The organism is Microvirga makkahensis (assembly GCF_009830105.1).
Taxonomy (GTDB): Bacteria; Pseudomonadota; Alphaproteobacteria; order Rhizobiales; family Beijerinckiaceae; genus Microvirga; species Microvirga makkahensis.
In genome coordinates this window covers 33808-52810 of record NZ_WURB01000012.1, presented here as the reverse complement: position 1 = coordinate 52810, position 19003 = coordinate 33808, and the positions used below count along the sequence as shown (strand labels likewise).

The 19003-nt window shown below is 65.2% G+C and carries 17 protein-coding genes; 9 read left to right on the top strand and 8 right to left on the bottom strand.

All coding sequences use genetic code 11. The features are described from left to right. Positions 1-21: 21 nt before the first annotated feature. The 4 genes from GR328_RS16445 to ugpB all read right to left on the bottom strand — a co-directional run bounded on the left by GR328_RS16445 (position 22) and on the right by ugpB (position 4374). On the bottom strand, positions 22-1101 hold the full coding sequence (locus tag GR328_RS16445; RefSeq protein ID WP_160885612.1) for a sn-glycerol-3-phosphate import ATP-binding protein UgpC: 1080 nt from the start codon (positions 1099-1101) through the stop codon (positions 22-24). Positions 1102-1216: 115 nt separating this feature from the next. Beyond that, positions 1217-2062 (bottom strand): sn-glycerol-3-phosphate ABC transporter permease UgpE, encoded by an 846-nt coding sequence (gene ugpE / locus GR328_RS16440; protein WP_160885611.1) that lies wholly within the window; start codon positions 2060-2062, stop codon positions 1217-1219. Continuing rightward, positions 2062-2943, bottom strand: coding sequence for a sn-glycerol-3-phosphate ABC transporter permease UgpA (gene ugpA / locus GR328_RS16435; protein ID WP_160885610.1), 882 nt, complete (start codon positions 2941-2943; stop codon positions 2062-2064). The genes ugpE and ugpA overlap by 1 nt, the downstream gene beginning before the upstream one ends. Positions 2944-3066: 123 nt before the next feature. Beyond that, positions 3067-4374 carry a sn-glycerol-3-phosphate ABC transporter substrate-binding protein UgpB gene (gene ugpB / locus GR328_RS16430; RefSeq protein WP_160885609.1) on the bottom strand — a complete coding sequence of 436 codons (1308 nt, stop codon included), beginning with the start codon at positions 4372-4374 and terminating at the stop codon, positions 3067-3069. Positions 4375-4583: 209 nt separating this feature from the next. Here ugpB and GR328_RS16425 point away from each other — a divergent pair, with 209 nt between their 5' ends. Next, positions 4584-5306, top strand: coding sequence for a hypothetical protein (locus tag GR328_RS16425; protein ID WP_160885608.1), 723 nt, complete (start codon positions 4584-4586; stop codon positions 5304-5306). Here the strand turns inward: GR328_RS16425 and GR328_RS16420 are convergent. Continuing rightward, positions 5303-6511, bottom strand: coding sequence for an NAD(P)/FAD-dependent oxidoreductase (locus GR328_RS16420; protein WP_160885607.1), 1209 nt, complete (start codon positions 6509-6511; stop codon positions 5303-5305). The two genes, GR328_RS16425 and GR328_RS16420, sit on opposite strands and share 4 nt — an antisense overlap. Next, positions 6508-6936, bottom strand: coding sequence for an Lrp/AsnC family transcriptional regulator (locus tag GR328_RS16415; RefSeq protein WP_160885719.1), 429 nt, complete (start codon positions 6934-6936; stop codon positions 6508-6510). Before GR328_RS16415 ends, GR328_RS16420 begins: the two co-directional genes overlap by 4 nt. Positions 6937-7053: 117 nt before the next feature. On the opposite strand from GR328_RS16415, the gene GR328_RS16410 reads away from it, so the two are divergent. The 3 genes from GR328_RS16410 (at position 7054) to GR328_RS16400 (ending at position 11708) form a co-directional block, all read left to right on the top strand. Then, positions 7054-8187 carry a saccharopine dehydrogenase family protein gene (locus tag GR328_RS16410; RefSeq protein ID WP_160885606.1) on the top strand — a complete coding sequence of 378 codons (1134 nt, stop codon included), beginning with the start codon at positions 7054-7056 and terminating at the stop codon, positions 8185-8187. A gap of 214 nt (positions 8188-8401) precedes the next feature. Then, positions 8402-9949, top strand: coding sequence for an L-piperidine-6-carboxylate dehydrogenase (gene amaB / locus GR328_RS16405; RefSeq protein WP_160885605.1), 1548 nt, complete (start codon positions 8402-8404; stop codon positions 9947-9949). Positions 9950-10028: 79 nt separating this feature from the next. Further along, the gene (locus GR328_RS16400) at positions 10029-11708 is read left to right on the top strand and encodes a thiamine pyrophosphate-binding protein (protein ID WP_160885604.1); all 1680 of its coding nucleotides are present in this window, start codon (positions 10029-10031) and stop codon (positions 11706-11708) included. A 257-nt stretch (positions 11709-11965) separates the two neighbouring features. Here GR328_RS16400 and tal read toward each other — a convergent pair whose 3' ends face one another. Both tal and GR328_RS16390 read right to left on the bottom strand, forming a co-directional pair. Beyond that, positions 11966-12937: a transaldolase gene (tal, locus tag GR328_RS16395; protein WP_160885603.1), complete on the bottom strand. Its 972-nt coding sequence runs from the start codon at positions 12935-12937 to the stop codon at positions 11966-11968. 156 nt (positions 12938-13093) lie between these two features. Further along, positions 13094-13984, bottom strand: a complete 891-nt coding sequence (locus GR328_RS16390) for a LysR family transcriptional regulator (RefSeq protein WP_160885602.1) — start codon at positions 13982-13984, stop codon at positions 13094-13096. A gap of 111 nt (positions 13985-14095) precedes the next feature. Between GR328_RS16390 and GR328_RS16385 the strand changes: the two genes are divergently transcribed. From GR328_RS16385 to mmsB, 5 genes are all read left to right on the top strand, one after another. Further along, positions 14096-15592 (top strand): CoA-acylating methylmalonate-semialdehyde dehydrogenase, encoded by a 1497-nt coding sequence (locus GR328_RS16385; RefSeq protein ID WP_160885601.1) that lies wholly within the window; start codon positions 14096-14098, stop codon positions 15590-15592. 249 nt (positions 15593-15841) lie between these two features. Beyond that, positions 15842-16993 (top strand): isobutyryl-CoA dehydrogenase, encoded by a 1152-nt coding sequence (locus GR328_RS16380; protein ID WP_160885600.1) that lies wholly within the window; start codon positions 15842-15844, stop codon positions 16991-16993. A 157-nt stretch (positions 16994-17150) separates the two neighbouring features. Next, the gene (locus GR328_RS16375; RefSeq protein WP_205790064.1) at positions 17151-17516 is read left to right on the top strand and encodes a DUF5367 family protein; all 366 of its coding nucleotides are present in this window, start codon (positions 17151-17153) and stop codon (positions 17514-17516) included. After that, a complete protein-coding gene (locus tag GR328_RS16370; RefSeq protein ID WP_160885598.1) occupies positions 17513-17947 on the top strand; it encodes a DUF4267 domain-containing protein in 435 nt (144 codons plus the stop codon). Before GR328_RS16375 ends, GR328_RS16370 begins: the two co-directional genes overlap by 4 nt. Beyond that, the gene (gene mmsB / locus GR328_RS16365; RefSeq protein WP_160885597.1) at positions 17944-18843 is read left to right on the top strand and encodes a 3-hydroxyisobutyrate dehydrogenase; all 900 of its coding nucleotides are present in this window, start codon (positions 17944-17946) and stop codon (positions 18841-18843) included. The genes GR328_RS16370 and mmsB overlap by 4 nt, the downstream gene beginning before the upstream one ends. Positions 18844-19003: the final 160 nt, after the last annotated feature.

Below are 19003 nucleotides of genomic sequence, written 5' to 3'. Positions count from 1 at the left end.
ACAAAGCAAGCCTTGAGCGTCTTAGACCCGGCCCAGACGCTTGGTGGTCTGCGGGTCGAAGAGATGGACATTGCCGGGGTCAATGGACAGGGTCAGCTTGCGCGTATCCGCCGCGATCTGGCCTGTCGAGGCCTGCACCACGAAATCCGTGCCCGCGACCTTGCCGTGAAAGAGCTGGGTCGCGCCGAGCTCCTCGACGAAATCCACATCCATGTCGAGGCTGCTGGCGCCGGGGGCGCTGCCGGCCTGAACGTCCTCGGGACGCAGGCCCACCTCGATGGCGGAACCGGGGGCGAGGCCTTCGCGCATATCCGTGACGGCGATCATCTGCCCGCCCACCGACACGCGGCCGGGACCTTCCACCTTGCCGGGAAGAATGTTCATGGGCGGGGAGCCGATGAAGGTGGCGACGAAGCGGGTCTCGGGGCGGCGATAGACCTCCGAGGGCGAGCCCACCTGCTCAATCTGGCCTCCGGACATCACCACGAGCTTGTCGGAGAGCGTCATGGCCTCGACCTGATCGTGCGTGACGTAGATCGACGTCACGCCGAGAGCCTTCTGGAGGCGCTTGATCTCCACGCGCATCTGCACGCGCAGCTTGGCGTCGAGGTTGGACAGCGGCTCGTCGAAGAGGAACACCTGCGGCTTGCGCACGATGGCGCGGCCCATGGCCACGCGCTGGCGCTGCCCACCCGAGAGAGCACGCGGCTTACGGTCGAGGAAGGGCTCGATGGCGAGGATGCGGGCGGCTTCCTTCACGCGCTTGTCGATCTCGTCCTTCGGAGTCTTCCGGTTGCGCAGGCCATAGGCCATGTTGTCGTAGACGCTCATATGCGGATAGAGCGCGTAGTTCTGGAACACCATCGCGATGTCGCGATCGGCGGGCTCGACCTGGTTGACCACCCGGTCGCCGATCCTGATCTCTCCGCCGGAGATCGTCTCCAGGCCCGCGATCATGCGGAGAAGGGTGGACTTGCCGCAGCCCGACGGGCCGACCAGCACGCAGAAAGAGCCGTCTTCGATACCGAGCGAGACGCCTTTGACGGCCTCCACGTTGCCCGCATAGATCTTTCGGACCGTATCGAGTGTTACCCCAGCCATTGGTTCATTCCTTTTCACGTCAACCCGTGCGGCACGAGGCAGCGGGCTGAAAATTCCGATAACCCTTTGGAAGCCCTCCCACTGCGGCGGGAGGGGGACGCGCGGGATCCGCGCGTCACTTCTCCGTTTCGACGAGACCCTTCACGAAGAGTCGCTGCATGAAGATCACCACCAGCACCGGCGGCACCATGGCGAGCACGGCCGTTGTCATCGCGATCTGCCATTCGGTCAGCGCGTCCGTGGTCGTGATCATCTTCTTGATGCCGATGACGATGGTCTGCATCGAGCTCTTGGTCGTGATCAGCAGCGGCCAGAGATACTGGTTCCAGCCGTAGATGAACTGGATCACGAAGAGCGCCGCGATCGTCGTCATGGAGAGCGGGAGCAGCGTATCCTTGAAGAAGCGGAACGCGCCCGCGCCGTCGATCTTGGAGGCTTCCAACAACTCGTCCGGAACCGTCATGAAGAACTGGCGGAAAAGCAGCGTGCCGGTGGCCGATGCGATCAGCGGCATGACGAGGCCCGTATAGGTATCGAGCAATCCCAGGTCGGCGACGATCTTGTAGGTTGGATAGATGCGGACCTCGACAGGCAGCATCAGCGTGATGAAGATGACCCAGAACGCCGTCTTGCGGAACGGGAACTTGAAATACACTACCGCATAGGCCGACAGGATCGAGATGATGATCTTACCGATCGCGATTCCCATCGCCATGATCATCGAATTGACCATCATCATCGCGACGGGCTCGCGAGCCTGCTTGCCGCCATAGAACAGCGTGCGCGTGTAGTTCTCGACGGCCTGGTCGCCCGGGATCAGCGGCATGTTGCCGTTGATGATCGTAGCCGCATCGAAGGTCGATGCCATGATGGCGAGGTAGACCGGGAAGGCCACCACGACGACGCCGAGAACGAGCGTCAGGTAGGCCATGAATTGGGCAAAGGGACGATTCTCGACCATCAGTACTGCACCTTGCGCTCGACATAGCGGAACTGGATGGCGGTGAGCGCGATCACGATGACCATGAGGATCACCGACTGCGCGGCCGAGCCGCCGAGATCGCCGCCGAGGCGGCCGTCCGCGTAAACCTTGTAGACGAGGGTCGTCGTCTGACCGGCTGGGCCTCCTCCCGTCACGGCATCGATGATGCCGAACGTCTCGAAGAACACGTAAACCACCGTGACGACCAGAAGAAAGAAGGTCGTGGGCGACAGAAGCGGGAAGACGATGGTCCAGAAACGGCGCATGGGGCCCGCGCCGTCGATGGCCCCCGCCTCGATCACGCTCCTCGGAATGGCCTGAAGGCCTGCGAGGAAGAAGAGAAAGTTGTAGCTGATATGCTTCCAGGTGGCGGAGAGCACCAGCAGGATCATGGCATGCGTGCCGTTGAGCATCGGGTTCCAGTCGATGCCCGCCGCGCGGATGGGACGCGCCAGCGTGCCGAGCGTCGGGTGGAACATGAAGATCCACAGGACGCCCGCGATGGCGGGAGCGACCGCATAGGGCCAGATCAGCAGAGTCTTGAAGGCATGCCCCCCGCGGATGCTCTTGTCCGCCTGGGTGGCCAGAAGCAGCGCGCAGGACAGCGAGAAGAAGGCGACGAGCGAGGAGAAGATCGCAGTCGTCACCATGGCCCTGTAATATTCGGGCTGCTCGAAGAGAGCGGCGTAGTTCTCAAATCCGACGAACTCGGACGCGAGGCCGAAGGCGTCCTCCCGGAGGAAGGACTGCCAGATGGCCTGTGAGGCCGGCCAATAAAAGAAAATGACGGTAATCGCCATCTGCGGAAGGATCAGCAGCAGCGGCAGCGTCCAACCTGAAATATGAGCTCGTTTTTCCATCGCGCTTACGGTCGTCCGGTGATGGTGCAGATGACGGCATCCACCGGTCTGCGAGGTTATCTATAAGATCATCCCGGGCGGCTGTTCGGCCGCCCGGGATGAAAGGTCGACAATCATTCAGTTTTAGCGAACGGTGCGCTCGAACTGACGCAGGATCTGGTTGCTGCGTGACACCGCGGCGTCGAGCGCATCCTTGGCAGGCTTCTGGCCGGCGAGAGCCGCCTCGATCTCCTCGGAGATCACGTCGCGGATCTGAACCATGTTGCCGAAGCGCAGACCGCGGGAATTCTCCGTTGGCTCCTTGTTGGTCAGCTCCTTCAGAGGAGTCTCCAGGACCGGGTTCTTCTCATAGAAGCCGGAAGCCTTCGTCTTCTCGTAAGCAGCCTTCGTGATCGGAAGGTAACCCGATTCCTGGTGCAGCTTGGCCTGACGGTCAGTATCCGACAGGAAGGCGAAGAACTTGGCGACGCCCTTGTACTCTTCGGCCGACTTGCCGCCCATGACCCACAGCGAAGCGCCGCCGATGATGGAGTTCTGCGGAGCGCCCTGGACGTCCGGATAGTACGGCATCATGGTCGAGGTGTAGTCGAACTTCGCGTTCGCCTTCACGTTGCCGTAGAAGCCCGAGGAAGTGAGGAAGATCGCGCATTCGCCGGAGGTGAAGCGGCCCTCGCTCTTCGAGTCGCGGCCCGAGTAGTCGTAGGTCTTGTCCTTCTGCAGGTCGATGAGGTTCTGCAGATGCCTCACGTGCAGCGGAGAGTTGAACTTCATCTCCGTGTCGAAGCCGTCGAGACCGTTGGCCTTGGTGGCCATCGGCACGTTGTGCCAGGCCGAGAACTGCTCGATGTGAGCCCAGGAAGCCCAGGCGTTCGAGAAGCCGCAGGTGTCGTGGCCGGCGGCCTTGAGCTTCTTGGCAGCCTCGAACACGTCGGGCCATGTCTTCGGGATCTCGTTGACGCCGGCCTTCTTCAGCTCGTCCTTGTTGATCCACATGACCATCGAGGAGGAGTTGAAGGGGAAGGAGAGCATCTCGCCCTTCGCCGTTGAGTAGTAGCCGGTGATCGCAGGCAGATAGGCCTTGGGATCGAACTTCTCGCCTGCTTCGGCCATCAGCTGATAGACGGGCTTGATCGCGCCCTTCGCGCCCATCATGGTCGCGGTGCCGACTTCGAAGACCTGCAGGATGTGCGGAGCGTTGCCGGCGCGGAACGCCGCAATGCCGGCATTCAGGGTGTCGGCGTACTGCCCCTTGTAGCTGACGACGACCTTGTAGTCCTTCTGCGAGTTGTTGAACTCATCGGCCAGACGGTTCACGACTTCGTTATTGGCACCCGTCATGGCATGCCACCAGTGGATCTCCGTCTGAGCAAAAGCAGAAGTGCTCGTCGCGAGACCGAAGGCCAGGGCGCCGAGAAGGGATTTTTTCATCATTCTAGTCTCTCCCGTACCATCCCCCTCGGGGATGTTATTGTCGTTCACCATCCCTGCACGAAAGCCGGATGACGCTTTAATGACACAAACATGACAATCATAGCCGGCTTCAAAATGGAAGCCCTTTTCATTGAAAAGACTTAACGGCTGGGGATGGGAACAGGGCGGAAGCACTCTTCGTTGAGGGGATAGCCCAACGGAAGACGCACATGCCTCAGATGATCACAGCCCTGTTCAGGGATCCCGCCCAAGCCCGTCAGGCCCTTCAGGCGCTTATGGAAATGGGCATCGCCCGGCACCGGATCGTCGCTGTCGGCACGGAGGACGCCCGGGAGATCTCCTCCATCTCGGGTTTCCGGGCGCTATCCGCCAGAGACGATTCCCTCGAAGCCCTTCACGACCTGAACCTGCCGCAGGACGACCTGCGGGTGTTCGGGCAAGGCCTGCGCAGCGGCTGCACAATGATTGCCGCCCAAGTGGACCGGGACGACATGGAGGACGCTGCGCGGGTGCTGGAGATGTTCGATCCCGTAGATCTCGACAGCGGCAGCCGGGAATGGCTCAAGGCCGATGCAGGTCAAGGCGCGGGCGCCGGTCCCGGCGCGCCTTTGGGTGCGGGGGTGACCGGCGGCTCGCAGGCAGGGCAGACCAATACGGGCTCCCTGCCCGGCATGGGCCTGATGGCGGAGGGGACCGACGATCTCGGCTCCGCCGATCTGCGCACGGGCGAGACCGGCCAGCCGAATGCGGGCGCGCAGACCACCACGGGAACGGGTGCGCGCCGCAGCGACGAGCGGGCGGACCGGGAGGGTGTGAACGAACTCGCCGCCACCTCCCAGCCCTCCCCGGACCAGCCCGGCCTGATGCACCGGCACATGAACCGCGGCGGCAGGATCTGGGCCTATCGCACCTTCGACGAGGGCTCGGTTTAGATCACGTTGCGCTCGAGAAGCGGACGATTGGCCAGGACGCGCTCGTAGCCGAGTTCGGAGAGATCGAGGGTGCGGTAGCCGCCGTGGACGATCAGCTCCGACAAGCCGCGCCCGACGGCCGGCGCCTGCTGCAGGCCATGGCCCGAGAAGCCGTTGCAAAGATAGAAGTTCTCGATCCCGCCAGCCCTGCCGATGATCGCGTTGTGATCGAGGAGGCTCATGTCGTACGGCCCCGACCAGGCGCGGCCCGGCTTGATGGCTTCGAAGGCCGGGACGCGATGCGCGAGCGACGGCCAGATGAACTCCTCGAAGAAGGAGAAGTCGATCTCCTGGCTTGCAGGATCATCGTCGGACCAGTCGGGGTCCACATCCGCTTCCGGCGATGCCCCGCAGATGAAGTTGCCTTCGCCTTCGGGGCGCACATAGGCGCCCGAGGTATCGATGAGCAGCGGGCAGTTCTCCACCGGCTCCCTGCAGGAAAAGGTGAACACGTAGCGGCGCTTGGCCTGGACGGGAATGGAGACGCCCGCCATCTCGGCGATCGCCCTGCCCCCTGAGCCCGCGCAGTTGATGAGCGTGCCGCAGGCGATGCGGGTCCCGTCCCTGAGGCGCACGGCGATGATCCGGTTGCCGTCCCGCTCCACCTCGGCCACCTCGCCCTTCACATACTCGGCACCGAGCGAGCGGGCCTTCTTCCGGAACGCCTGCAGAAGCCCCCAGCCGTCGAACCAGCCCTCGCCGGAACGTCCCCAGGTGCCCGCCGCAAGGTCCTCCACGTTGAGCCAGGGGAAACGCCGTTTCAACTCGTCCGGCTTCAGGAAGAGGATATCCGCGCCCTCGGCGGCCTGCAGCGCCTGGTTCTCCCGCAGGATCTGCTCGCCCGCTTCCGACGCGCAATAGAGATAGCCGCCCTCCCTCAACCCGATCTCGGGCCTGTCGCCGTCGACGGTGAGATACTCGCCGATATGGCGCAGGAAGTGGATTCCATAAAGGGAGATGCGGATGTTCACCGCGCTGGAATATTGCTGGCGGATCGAGGCCGCCGAGAGGGCGGAGGCCGAGAGGTGATAGGTCGGATTCTTCTCGACGACGACGACGCGCCCCTTGAAGCCGGAATCGGCGAGGAGATGGTAAGCGGTGGAGGAGCCCATGACGGCGCCGCCCACAATCACGACATCGGCTGCACTTGAAGCTGAGGAGGTCATCGTTCGAATTTCGTTGAGAGGATAATGGAGGATTGCGTGCGCTCCACGCCTTCCAGGGCACCGATCTTGTCGATGGCGGCATCGAGGGTGGGAACGTCTTCCGCCTCTACCACTGCCAGGAGATCGAAGACACCGGCAACGGAATGAAGCGCGCGCAATTCTGGCATGCGCTGCAGCGCCATGGCAACGGCGGCGGACGCCTTCGGCGCGACCACGATGGTGACATGCGCGCGCACCATGCGGCGGCTGACCTCCTCGGCGAGCCTCAACGTATACCCGACGATCACCCCCCGCCGCTCCAGGCTCTCCACCCGCGCCTGGACGGTCGTGCGGGAGAGCTTGAGGCGCCGGGCGGCCTCCGCATGGCCGATCCGGGCGTTCTCGCGCAGAAGCGCAATCAAGGCACGATCCGTGGCATCGAGCATCACTCTGACCAATCATGACGGCATTTTGCCGACAAGTAGTCGGCTTCTGGTCAGTTTGTCTATGGCATTCTGCAGGCCTTTGCCTTCTTCTCCCCGGATCACAGGGAGATGCACCAGATGAAATCCATTCTCGTCATCGGCGCCGGCAAGATCGGCTCCACCATCGTCGACATGCTTAACGAGACCGGCGATTATGAGGTCACCGTTGCCGACGCTTCCGTCGAGGCCCTCTCGGCGGCGGGCAAGACCGGGATCAAGACCGTCCAGCTCGACTTCAATGACGCGGTGGCCCTGCAGAACGCCCTGAAGGGCCGCTATGCGGTCCTGAGCGCCGCCCCCTACCACCTGACCGGCCACGTGGCCCAGGCCGCCCGCATCGCCGAGGTGAACTATTTCGACCTGACCGAGGACGTGGCGACCACCCGCATGGTGAAGGAGCTGTCGGAAGGCGCTGCTACCGCCTTCATTCCCCAGTGCGGCCTGGCGCCGGGCTTCATCTCCATCGTGGCGCACGACATCGCCAGCCGCTTCGACAAGCTCGACACCGTGCGCCTGCGGGTCGGCGCGCTGCCGCAATATCCCTCGAACGCTCTGTCCTACAACCTCACCTGGAGCACGGACGGCGTCATCAACGAATATATCGAGCGCTGCGAGGCGGTGGTCGACGGGAAGCTCCGCGAAGTGCCCGCCATGGAAGAGCTGGAGGAATTCTCCCTCGACGGCACGCGCTATGAGGCCTTCAACACCTCGGGCGGCCTCGGAACCCTCTGCGAGACGCTCGAGGGCAAGGTGCGCAACCTCAACTACAAGACCATCCGCTATCCAGGCCATTGCGCCCTGATGCGCGTGCTCCTCAACGACCTGCAGCTTCGCAACCGCCGCGAGGTCCTCAAGGACATCCTGGAGAACGCGGTTCCCGCCACCATGCAGGACATGGTCATCGTCTTCGTGACCGTGACCGGCGAGCGCGGCGGCCGCTACGTGCAGGAAACCTATGCCCGCAGCATCTACGGCCAAAAGGTCGCAGGCACCCAGCGCACCGCGATCCAGGTGACCACGGCCGCCGGGATCTGCGCCATGCTCGACCTGCTCGTGGAGGGCAAGTTGCCACAACAGGGTTTCGTGCGCCAGGAGGAGATCGATCTCGACACCTTCCTCGCCAACCGCTTCGGCCGCGTCTATGCGGGCGTGCGCCTGGACGAGAGCCGCGAACCGGCCGCAAAGAACATCCGCCTCGACGCGGTTGCATGAGGATTCGGAACAGGCTCCCGTCGGTACACGAGCGGGAACCCGCCCGGCTTCTTTCCGAAATCGCATGATCCTATTCGGGAAAAGAAGTTCCCACTTTTCCCGGTCATGCTTTAAGACGGTGGCCTGAAGGCCGCCGTCGTCTCTGTTTCAAGAACGAGCGAAGGTGGCGGGCTCGCGGAAGGAGCCCGACCCCCGTTCCCATGGGAGATTGAACATGTCCGCCCTGCCATCCGTTTCGACCTCGTCCGCCAGCGTGGCGGAGGAAGCCCGCGCCATTCTCGCCCGTCTCGGCGTGCCGGACAGCGCTTTCGCCCCCACCGGCCGCCCCGCCGCTTCTCCCATTACCGGCGAGGTGATCGCCCATGTCCGCGAGACCACGCCGGACGAAGCCAAGGCCGCCATCGGCCGCGCCGACGCCGCCTTCAAGGCCTGGCGCAGGATCCCCGCCCCGAAGCGCGGCGAGTTCGTGCGCCTGCTCGGCGAGGAGCTGCGCGCCGCGAAGGAAGACCTCGGCCGTCTCGTGACGCTTGAGGCCGGCAAGATCGTGTCCGAGGGCCTTGGCGAAGTTCAGGAAATGATCGACATCTGCGACTTCGCGGTCGGTCTCTCCCGCCAGCTCTACGGCCTGACCATCGCCACCGAGCGCGCCGATCACCGCATGATGGAAACCTGGCATCCGCTGGGCGTCTGCGGCGTCATTTCGGCCTTCAACTTCCCGGTGGCCGTGTGGTCCTGGAACGCGGCTCTCGCCCTCGTCTGCGGCGACTCCGTGGTTTGGAAGCCATCGGAGAAGACCCTGTTGACGGCTCTGGCCACCCACGCCATCGCGGAGCGCGCTGCCAAGCGCTTCGGCGGCGTGCCGGAGGGACTCCTCGAGGTTCTCCTCGGCGGCCGCGAGATCGGCGAGATCCTGGTCGAGGATCACCGCGTTCCGGTTCTCTCCGCCACCGGCTCCACGGCCATGGGCCGTCAGGTCGGCCCGAAGCTCGCGGCGCGCTTCGCCCGCGCGATCCTCGAGCTCGGCGGCAACAACGCGGCCATCGTCGCTCCCTCGGCCGATCTCGACCTCGCGCTGCGCGGCATCGCGTTCGCCGCGATGGGCACGGCGGGCCAGCGCTGCACCACCTTGCGCCGCCTCTTCGTCCATGACAGCGTCTACGACCAGCTCGTTCCGCGTCTCGTCAAGGTCTATGGCAGCGCCAAGATCGGCGACCCCCGCACGGAAGGAACGCTCATCGGCCCGCTGATCGACAAGGCCGCCTTCGAAGGCATGGAACGCGCCCTCGACGAGGCTCGCAGTGTCGGCGGCACGGTGCATGGCGGGGGACGTTACACCGACATGCCGGGCGACGGCGTCTATGTCCGTCCCGCTCTGGTCGAGATGCCGGAGCAGACGGGTCCCGTCCTGCGCGAGACCTTCGCGCCGATCCTGTACGTGATGCGCTACACGGATTTCGACCAGGTGATCGAGCTGCACAACGCCGTCGGCGCCGGCCTCTCCTCCTCGATCTTCACGCTCAACCTGCGCGAGGCCGAGACCTTCGTGTCGGCAGTGGGCTCGGATTGCGGCATCGCGAACGTGAATATCGGTCCCTCGGGCGCCGAGATCGGCGGCGCGTTCGGCGGCGAGAAGGAGACCGGCGGCGGACGCGAGTCCGGCTCGGATGCCTGGAAGGCCTATATGCGCCGCGCCACCAACACGATCAATTTCGGCACCTCGCTTCCGCTCGCCCAGGGCGTGAAGTTCGACGTGGACGCCTGATCGACTTGAAACACCACGCGGAGGGCAGCGACGCCCTCCGTTTCCTTATTCACTCCCCTTTTGGATTCGCGAGCGTTCCATGACAGCCCCCTCCCGCACCGGCGGCCAGATTCTTGTCGATCAGCTTACTCTGCATGGAGTCGATCACATCTTCTGCGTTCCGGGCGAGAGTTACCTCGCAGCGCTCGACGCCCTGCACGATGCCGACATCAGCGTAACGGTCTGCCGTCAGGAAGGCGGCGCCGCGATGATGGCGGAAGCCTACGGCAAGCTCACGGGCCGCCCCGGCATCTGCTTCGTGACCCGCGGCCCCGGCGCGACCAACGCGTCGCCGGGCATCCACATCGCCAAGCAGGATTCCACGCCGATGATCCTCTTCGTCGGCCAGATCGAGCGCGGCATGCGCGAGCGCGAGGCCTTCCAGGAGCTCGATTATCGCGCCGCCTTCGGCCCGCTCGCCAAATGGGCGACGGAGGTGGACGATCCGGCGCGCTTCCCCGAGATCGTCTCCCGCGCCTTCCATGTGGCGACCTCGGGCCGTCCCGGCCCCGTGGTGATCGCTCTGCCGGAGGACGTGCTGACCGAGATGGCGGAGGTCGCCGACGCGCCGCGCTATCAGGTGATCGAGGCGCATCCGTCGCCCGCGCAGATGGCCGAGCTGCAGCAGCTCCTGCAGGACGCGAAGAAGCCCGTGGCGCTGCTCGGCGGCAGCCGCTGGTCGGAGGCAGCCGTGCAGGATTTCGTGCGCTTTGCCGAGCGCTTCGAGCTGCCGGTCGCCTGCACCTTCCGCCGCCAGATGCTCTTCCCCGCCGATCACGCGTCCTATGTCGGCGATCTCGGCCTCGGCGTGAACCCGAAGCTGCTCGCGCGCATCAAGGAAGCCGACCTGATCCTGCTCGTCGGCGGGCGTCTCTCCGAGATCCCGAGCCAGAGCTACACGCTCCTCGACATCCCGTCGCCCCGGCAGAAGCTCGTTCATATCCACCCCGATCCGAGCGAGCTCGGACGGGTCTATTCCCCGCACTTGGCCATCAACGCCTCGCCTGTCGCCTTCGCGGCTGCGCTGGAAGACGTGAACCCTCCGGCGAGCCTGCCGTGGTCCGAGAGCACGAAGACGGGGCACGCGGATTACCTGGCCTGGAGCAATCCCGCCGCGATCAGGCACGCGGGCCATCTGCAGATGGGCGAGGTGATGGCTCACCTGCGCGAGGTGATGCCCTCGGACACGATCTACTGCAACGGCGCGGGCAACTTCGCCACCTGGGTCCACCGCTTCTGGCCCTTCCGCCATTACGGTACGCAGCTCGCCCCGACCTCGGGCTCCATGGGCTACGGCGTCCCGGCGGGCGTCGGCGCCAAGCGCATCAATCCCGACAGCACGGTCGTGGTGTTCGCCGGCGACGGCGACTTCCTGATGAACGGTCAGGAATTCGCGACCGCCGTCCAATACGATCTGCCGATCCTCGTGATCCTGCTCGACAACGGCATGTACGGCACCATCCGCATGCATCAGGAGCGCGAATATCCGGGCCGCGTCTCGGCCACGATGCTCAAGAACCCGGACTTCGCCGCCTACGCCAAGGCCTTCGGCGGCTATGGCGAGCGCGTGGAGAACACGGAAGACTTCCCCGCCGCTCTCCAGCGGGCGCTCACCTCCGGCAAGCCGGCGATCCTGCATTGCATGCTCGACCCCGAGGCGATCACGCCCGCCATGTCCCTCTCGGCGATCCGCGAGAAGGCGCTGGAAGGCAAGAAGTAACGAGAGCCGGCTTGCGCGTCGCCCCGGACGAAGCATAGCGAAGATCCGGGATCGGGCGCAGGATGGGACGGTTCCCTTTCCGTCGTCACCGGCCTTGTGCCGGTGATCCCGATCCGTCGACACGCGCCTTTCGCATCGGGATTGCTGGCATTGCCCCCGGATCGGGTCCGGGGGCGGCCATGACCCAGGGGAGTTTCACGCTCGTGTCCGGCGATCCCGGGTTCCGCTACGCGTCCCGGAAATGACAGGCGGGTGCTTCACGCCGCCTTCGCCTCGTCGAGCCGCTTCGCCACGAGGGAGCGCAGGGAGCGCAGGTCCTTGACAAAGGAGCGGATGCCCTCGGCGAGCTTTTCAGTCGCCATCGCATCCTCGTTGAGGGCGAAGCGGAATGTCTTTTCGTCCATGCGCGGCAGGGCCGGGATCTTCTCCACGCTCTCGGGCGAGAGCCTGCGGGGCAGATCGCCTTCATCCTTCGCCAGCTCGTCGAGGAGCGCGGGCGAGATGGTGAGGCGGTCGCAGCCCGCGAGCGCTTCGATCTCTCCGACGTTGCGGAAGGACGCGCCCATCACCACGGTGCTGATCCCTTGCGCCTTGTACGAGGCATAGATGTTGCGCACGGACAGAACGCCCGGGTCCGTCTCGCCCGTATAGGGCCCGCCGCCCGCCTTCACGTGCCAGTCGAGAATGCGGCCGACGAAGGGCGAGATGAGGAACACGCCCGCTTCCGCGCAGGCCTGAGCCTGGGTCATGGAGAACAGGAGCGTGAGATTGCAGTCGATGCCCTCCTTCTGGAGGATTTCCGCCGCGCGGATGCCCTCCCAGGTCGAGGCGATCTTGATCAGGATGCGGTCGCGCCCGATGCCGCGCTCCTCGTATGATCCGATGATGGCGCGGGCCTTGCTGACGGTCGCTTCTGTGTCGAAGGACAGGTCGGCGTCCACCTCCGTGGAGACGCGGCCCGGGACGAGGCCCGCGAGCTCGGCGCCGAAGGCCACGGCGAGCCGGTCGCAGACGGCGGCCACCACGCCCTCCCGGGAGCCGCCCTGGCCGCGCCCCCAGGCGAGCGCCTCCTCGACGATGTGCCCGTAGGCCGGGGTCTCGACCGCCTTCAAGAGCAGGGTCGGGTTGGTGGTGCAGTCCTGAGGCTTCAGGCGGCGCACCGCGTCGAGATCGCCGGTATCGGCGACGACCACCGTCATGGCGCGCAATTGGTCGAGCTTGGAGGGCATTCCGGTCTCCATTGGGGTTCTTTGGGGTTTCGTTGGCGCCAGACTTAAGGTGTTAGGGCCCCGGCGTGAAGACGTTTCGGTGTCATACCTGGCCTCGTGCCCTCCTTCGTCATCCCTGCCTCGTGCCGGGGAAGACGAAGCAGGCGAGTGCGCGGCTCACATGAACAGGGCCCGATTGGCCCTGACCCGCTCCAGCATGAAGGCGTGGACCTCCGCGATGCGCTGCAGGTTGCGCACTTCCGCGTGGGTGACGATCCAATAGGTGCGGGTGAAGGCGATCCCGGGCAGGATCACCCGCAGCTCCGGATATTGCCGGGCGGCATAATCGTGCAGGATGCCGATGCCGACCCCGGCCCGCACGGCCTCGAGCTGAGCCACCACGCTGGCGCATTCGTAGCGCCGGGGGCCGTATTTCTCGAGGCCGGAAAAGTATTCCAGCGCAGGGCTGTAGATGAGATCCGCCACATAGGTGACGAGCAGCCTGCCCGACAGCTCCTCCGGCGTGGCGGGGACGCCGTGACGGTCGATATAGCCCTGCGAGGCGTACATCCTCAGGCGGTAATCGGTGAGCTTGCGCGAAACCAGCCGCCCCTCCGTGGGCTGCTCGACGGTGACCGCGATATCCGCCTCGCGCTTGGAGAGCGAGAAGGTGCGCGGCAAGGCCACGAGCTGGATCGTGAGATGGGGATGGCGCTCGGCCAGCGTGCCGAGTTCCGCGGCCAGGAAATACGTGCCGAGTCCGTCCGGCGCGCCCACGCGCACGGTGCCGGTGAGGGCAAGGTCCGATCCGCCCACCTCGCTGGCTACCGCCAGCGCCTGGCTTTCCATGGCTTCCGCCTTCGCCAGCAGAAGCTCACCCTGCTGGGTCAGGGAATAGCCCTGCGGCCTGCGCTCGAAGAGCTTGGCCTGAAGTGCCTTTTCGAGGGACGAGATCCGGCGGGAAACCGTGGTATGATCGGCCTCGAGCCGGCGGGCGGCCACGGTCAGCCGGCCCGCGCGGGCGACTGCCAGGAAGAAGCGGAGATCGTCCCAGTCGAAAGTGTTCATGCCCATCCCCTAGCATATTGGGATTTTTGCACAATGCAGCTTCACCTTCGCCCATAGCCGTGCAGTTTCGCCAATGCTAGAACAGGACACCATCATCAGGAGAGAAACGCCATGCGCGAAGTCGGACATTTCATCGGCGGCAAGCAGGTTCCCGGGAAGTCGGGCCGCACCACTGAATTCTTCCAGCCCATGACCGGCGAGGTGATCGGCCGGGTCGCGCTGGCTTCCAGGGACGAACTGCGCCAAGCGGTCGAGAACGCCAAGGCCGCCCAGCCCGCCTGGGCCGCCACCAACCCGCAGCGCCGCGCCCGCGTGATGATGAAGTTCCTGGAGCTGATCGCCAAGGAAACGGATTCGCTGGCTGAGCTCCTTGCCCGCGAGCACGGCAAGACCATTCCCGACGCGAAAGGCGACATCCAGCGCGGCGTCGAGGTGGTGGAATTCGCCTGCGGCATCCCGCACCTCCTGAAGGGCGAGTTCACCGAGGGCGCCGGCCCCGGCATCGACATGTACTCCATCCGCCAGCCGCTGGGGGTGGTGGCCGGAATCACGCCGTTCAACTTCCCCGCCATGATTCCGATGTGGAAGTTCGCGCCCGCCATCGCCTGCGGCAACGCCTTCATCCTGAAGCCCTCCGAGCGCGACCCGGGCGTGCCGATGCGCCTCGCCGAAATCATGATCGAGGCGGGCCTTCCTGCCGGCATCCTCAACGTGGTCAACGGCGACAAGGAAGCGGTCGACGCAATCCTCGACGATCCGGACATCAAGGCCGTGGGCTTCGTCGGCTCCTCGCCGATCGCGCAATACGTCTATTCCCGCGCCACCGCCAACGGCAAGCGCGCGCACTGCTTCGGCGGCGCGAAGAACCACATGATCATCATGCCCGACGCCGATCTCGACCAGGCGGCGGACGCGCTCATCGGCGCCGGCTACGGCTCGGCGGGCGAGCGCTGCATGGCGGTTTCCGTCGCGGTACCGGTCGGCAAGGCCACCGCCGACGCCCTGATGGACAAGCTGATCCCGCGCGTCGAGAACCTGAAGGTCGGCCCGTCGACCGACCCCTCCGCCGATTTCGGCCCACTCGTGACCAAGGCGCACATGGAGAAGGTGCGGTCTTACGTCGATCTCGGCGTGCAGGAAGGCGCGAAGCTCGTGGTCGACGGCCGTGACTTCAAGATGCAGGGCTACGAGAACGGCTTCTACATGGGCGGCTGCCTCTTCGACGAGGTGCGCCCCGACATGCGCATCTACAAGGAGGAGATCTTCGGCCCCGTCCTCTCGGTCGTGCGCGCCAAGAACTACGACGAGGCGCTGCGCCTGCCCTCCGAGCACGAATACGGCAACGGCGTCGCGATCTACACCCGCGACGGCGACGCCGCCCGCGACTTCGCCTCCAAGGTGAATGTCGGCATGGTCGGCGTCAACGTGCCGATCCCCGTGCCGCTCGCCTACTACACCTTCGGCGGCTGGAAGGCCTCGGGCTTCGGCGACCTCAACCAGCACGGCCCGGATGCGGTGCGCTTCTACACCAAGACGAAGACGGTCACCTCGCGCTGGCCGTCCGGCATCAAGGAAGGCGCGGAATTCTCCATTCCGACGATGCGCTGAGAACGATCACGACGGCCGGGACCTCCTCCCGGCCGTTTTCTCGTTTGCCGGAACGCTTGCGCATGCGTGGAGCCGCATCCCGTCTTTCGTGGCCGCATCTTTCGCCGGCGAGCCGGGACCGCTTCGCCGAAAGATGCGCCAGCGAGAGAGCAAGCATCGGACCCGAAGCTGCAAGTCCACTTTCGGGTCCGATGCTCTAGATCCAAAGTCGGGGTGCACGGAGCGCCCACATCATGCCGATTTAGGACCATGACCCAGTTCTCTCTGACCGAAGACCAGATTGCCGTCCGCGACATGGCCCTCGCCTTCGCGGCGGAGAACCTCGCGCCTCATGCCCTCGAATGGGACGAGACAAAGCATTTTCCCGTCGACGTGCTGCGGGAGGCCGCCTCCCTCGGCATGGCCGCGATCTATACCCGCGACGACGTGGGCGGGTCGGGCATGACGCGGCTCGACGCGGCGCTCATCTTCGAAGCGCTCGCCACCGGATGCCCCGCCATCTCGGCCTTCCTCTCGATCCACAACATGGTCGCGTGGATGATCGACCGTTACGGGTCGGAGGAGCAGCGGAGCCGCTTCCTGCCGCAGCTCTGCACCATGGAGCTCATCGGCAGCTATTGCCTCACCGAGCCGGGATCGGGTTCGGATGCAGCCGCACTCAAGACGAAGGCGGTACGGAACGGCGATCATTACGTGGTCAACGGCGTGAAGCAGTTCATCTCGGGCGCCGGCACGTCCGATATTTACCTCACCATGGTGCGCACGGGCGAGGAAGGGCCTTCCGGGATTTCGACGCTCATCATCGAAAAGGACATGAAAGGGGTCTCCTTCGGCGCGCAGGAAAGAAAGATGGGCTGGAATGCCCAGCCCACCGCCGCCGTGATTTTCGAGGATGTGCGGGTGCCCCTGGCCAACCGCCTGTCGGACGAGGGCATGGGCTTCAAGATCGCCATGTCCGGCCTCGACGGCGGGCGCCTGAATATCGGCGCGTGCTCGCTCGGCGGCGCGCAGGCCGCCCTCGACAAGGCGCTGGCCTACACCAACGACCGCAAGGCCTTCGGCAGGCGCATCGCCGATTTCCAGGCGCTGCAGTTCAAGCTCGCCGACATGGCGACCGAGCTCGAATGCGCGCGCACTTTCCTATGGCGCGCGGCCTCCGCGCTCGACGCCAAGGCTCTCGATGCAACCAAGCTCTGCGCCATGGCCAAGCGCATGGCCACCGATACCGGCTTCGAGGTCGCCAATGCCGCTCTCCAGCTTCACGGCGGCTACGGCTACCTCGCGGATTACGGCATCGAGAAGATCGTGCGGGACCTACGCGTGCACCAGATCCTGGAGGGCACGAACGAGATCATGCGCCTGATCGTGGCGCGGGACCTCGTGGGACGCGGGAACCGATGATGACAAGCGGCACGCTTGGCCTCCGCGCCCTCACCCCGAAGGGATTGCGCCGGCAATCCGCCTCGAAGAACGAGGGCGCCCCCGGTGCCATGCGGATCCTTCGAGACGCCGCTTTCCGCGGCTCCTCGGGACGAGGTCGGGAGGCATGATCCCCACATTGAAACCGCTCGTCCTCGGCTTTTCCATCGCCGCAGCGATCTTCGCGCTTTTTTGGCTGGCGGGCCCCTGGTTCTTTCTCGAGGGACGCAGGCCCTTCCAAATCAACTTCGTTGCAGGAGCCGCATTGGGCCTGCTACTCGGCCTGTCGGCCCCCCGCATCCTGAACGTGCCCGCTCGGAAGGCTGCCGGCGCCATGGCGCTCGTCGCCGTTCCGGGCATGCTGATCATGGCGGCCGTCGGCTCGCACTTCGCCGTGTTCTTTCCCGACCTGAACCCTTCCCTCGACAAGGTGTTCGGCTCCCTCATGCTCTGGTTCTACGGCTTCGGCCTGGCCGGCGCGCTCTGGAGGGCACGCGGGCCATGAGGGGTGCCGGAGGCACGCGAGAGCTTTCGAACGGCGCGTCGAGCACATGGCTCGTGCGCATCCTGAGCGTTGCCTTCATCGGCTTAGGGATCCTCTTTCTCGTCGCCCCGCACGCCGGAGCCGCTCTCTTCGGCCTTGCCGCACCGGGCGGGGAAGCCTCCGGCTACCTGCCCGCCATCGGCCTGCGCGATCTCGCGTTCGGGCTTTATCTGCTGATCCTGTCCGTCATGGCGACGCGGCGCACGCTCGGCCTGATTCTGGCCGCGACCCTCGTGATTCCCATCGGCGACATCATCCTCGTGAGCGTGGCGCGGGGATCCGATGCCGTCCTCAATCTGCTGCTCCATGGAGCGAGCGCCGCCGTGATGGCGGCGGGCTCCATCTGGTTCTTACGAACATCCGCACACGACAAAACGGGAGGACAATCATGACCAACATCGCCTTCGTCGGCCTCGGCAACATGGGCGGCCCCATGGCCGCGAATCTCGTCAAAGCGGGGCACGATGTGACGGGCTTCGACCTTTCTCCCGCCTCCTGCGATCAGGCGCGTGCCGACGGGCTGAGCATCGCCGGCTCCGCGGCCGATGCCGTACGCAATGCGGAGATCGTGATCACCATGCTGCCGGCGGGCAAGCATGTGCTCTCGGTCTGGACCGACATTCTGCCGTCCGTGAAGGACAGCTCGCTCCTGATCGACTGTTCCACCATTGATGTAGAAAGCGCCCGGAAGGCGCATGCGATGGCCGGCGAGCAGGAGCGTGGTCTCCTGAGCCTCGATGCACCGGTTTCCGGCGGCGTCGGCGGCGCGAAGGGCGCGACGCTGACCTTCATGGCAGGCGGTGCGAAGGAGGCCTTCGACCGGGCGGAGCCCATCCTCTCCAGAATGGGCAAGAAAGTCGTCCATTGCGGTCAGGCCGGCGCCGGTCAGGCGGCAAAAATCTGCAACAACATGATCCTCGGCATCTCCATGATCGGCGTGGCGGAAGCCTTCGTGCTGGGTGAAAAGCTCGGGCTCTCGCATCAGGCCCTCTTCGATGTGGCCTCCACCTCCTCTGGCCAGTGCTGGTCGCTGACCACCTATTGCCCCGTGCCCGGACCGGTGCCGACCTCGCCCGCCAACAACGGCTACAAGCCTGGTTTCGCGGCAGCCCTGATGCTGAAGGATCTCAAGCTCGCGCAGGAAGCGGCGCTCGCCTCCGGCGCCTCCACCCCCCTCGGCGCGGAAGCGGCCCAGCTCTATGCGCTGTTCAACGGCGCGGGCCACGAGGGTGACGACTTTTCGGGCATCGTCAACTTCCTGCGCGGGCAGAGGGGTGATCCTCGATGACCTGGCCGATCCGTGACGGCAACCCGGCCGAGCTGGCCGCCCTAGACGCTGCGACGTCTGCGGCACACGCAAAGGGTTGCGATGTGTTGCGCAACACCTACAGCTTTTGCGGGCTTCGTCCATTAGCTTGGCCCTTCCCTGATCGCACAACCGCCGATTG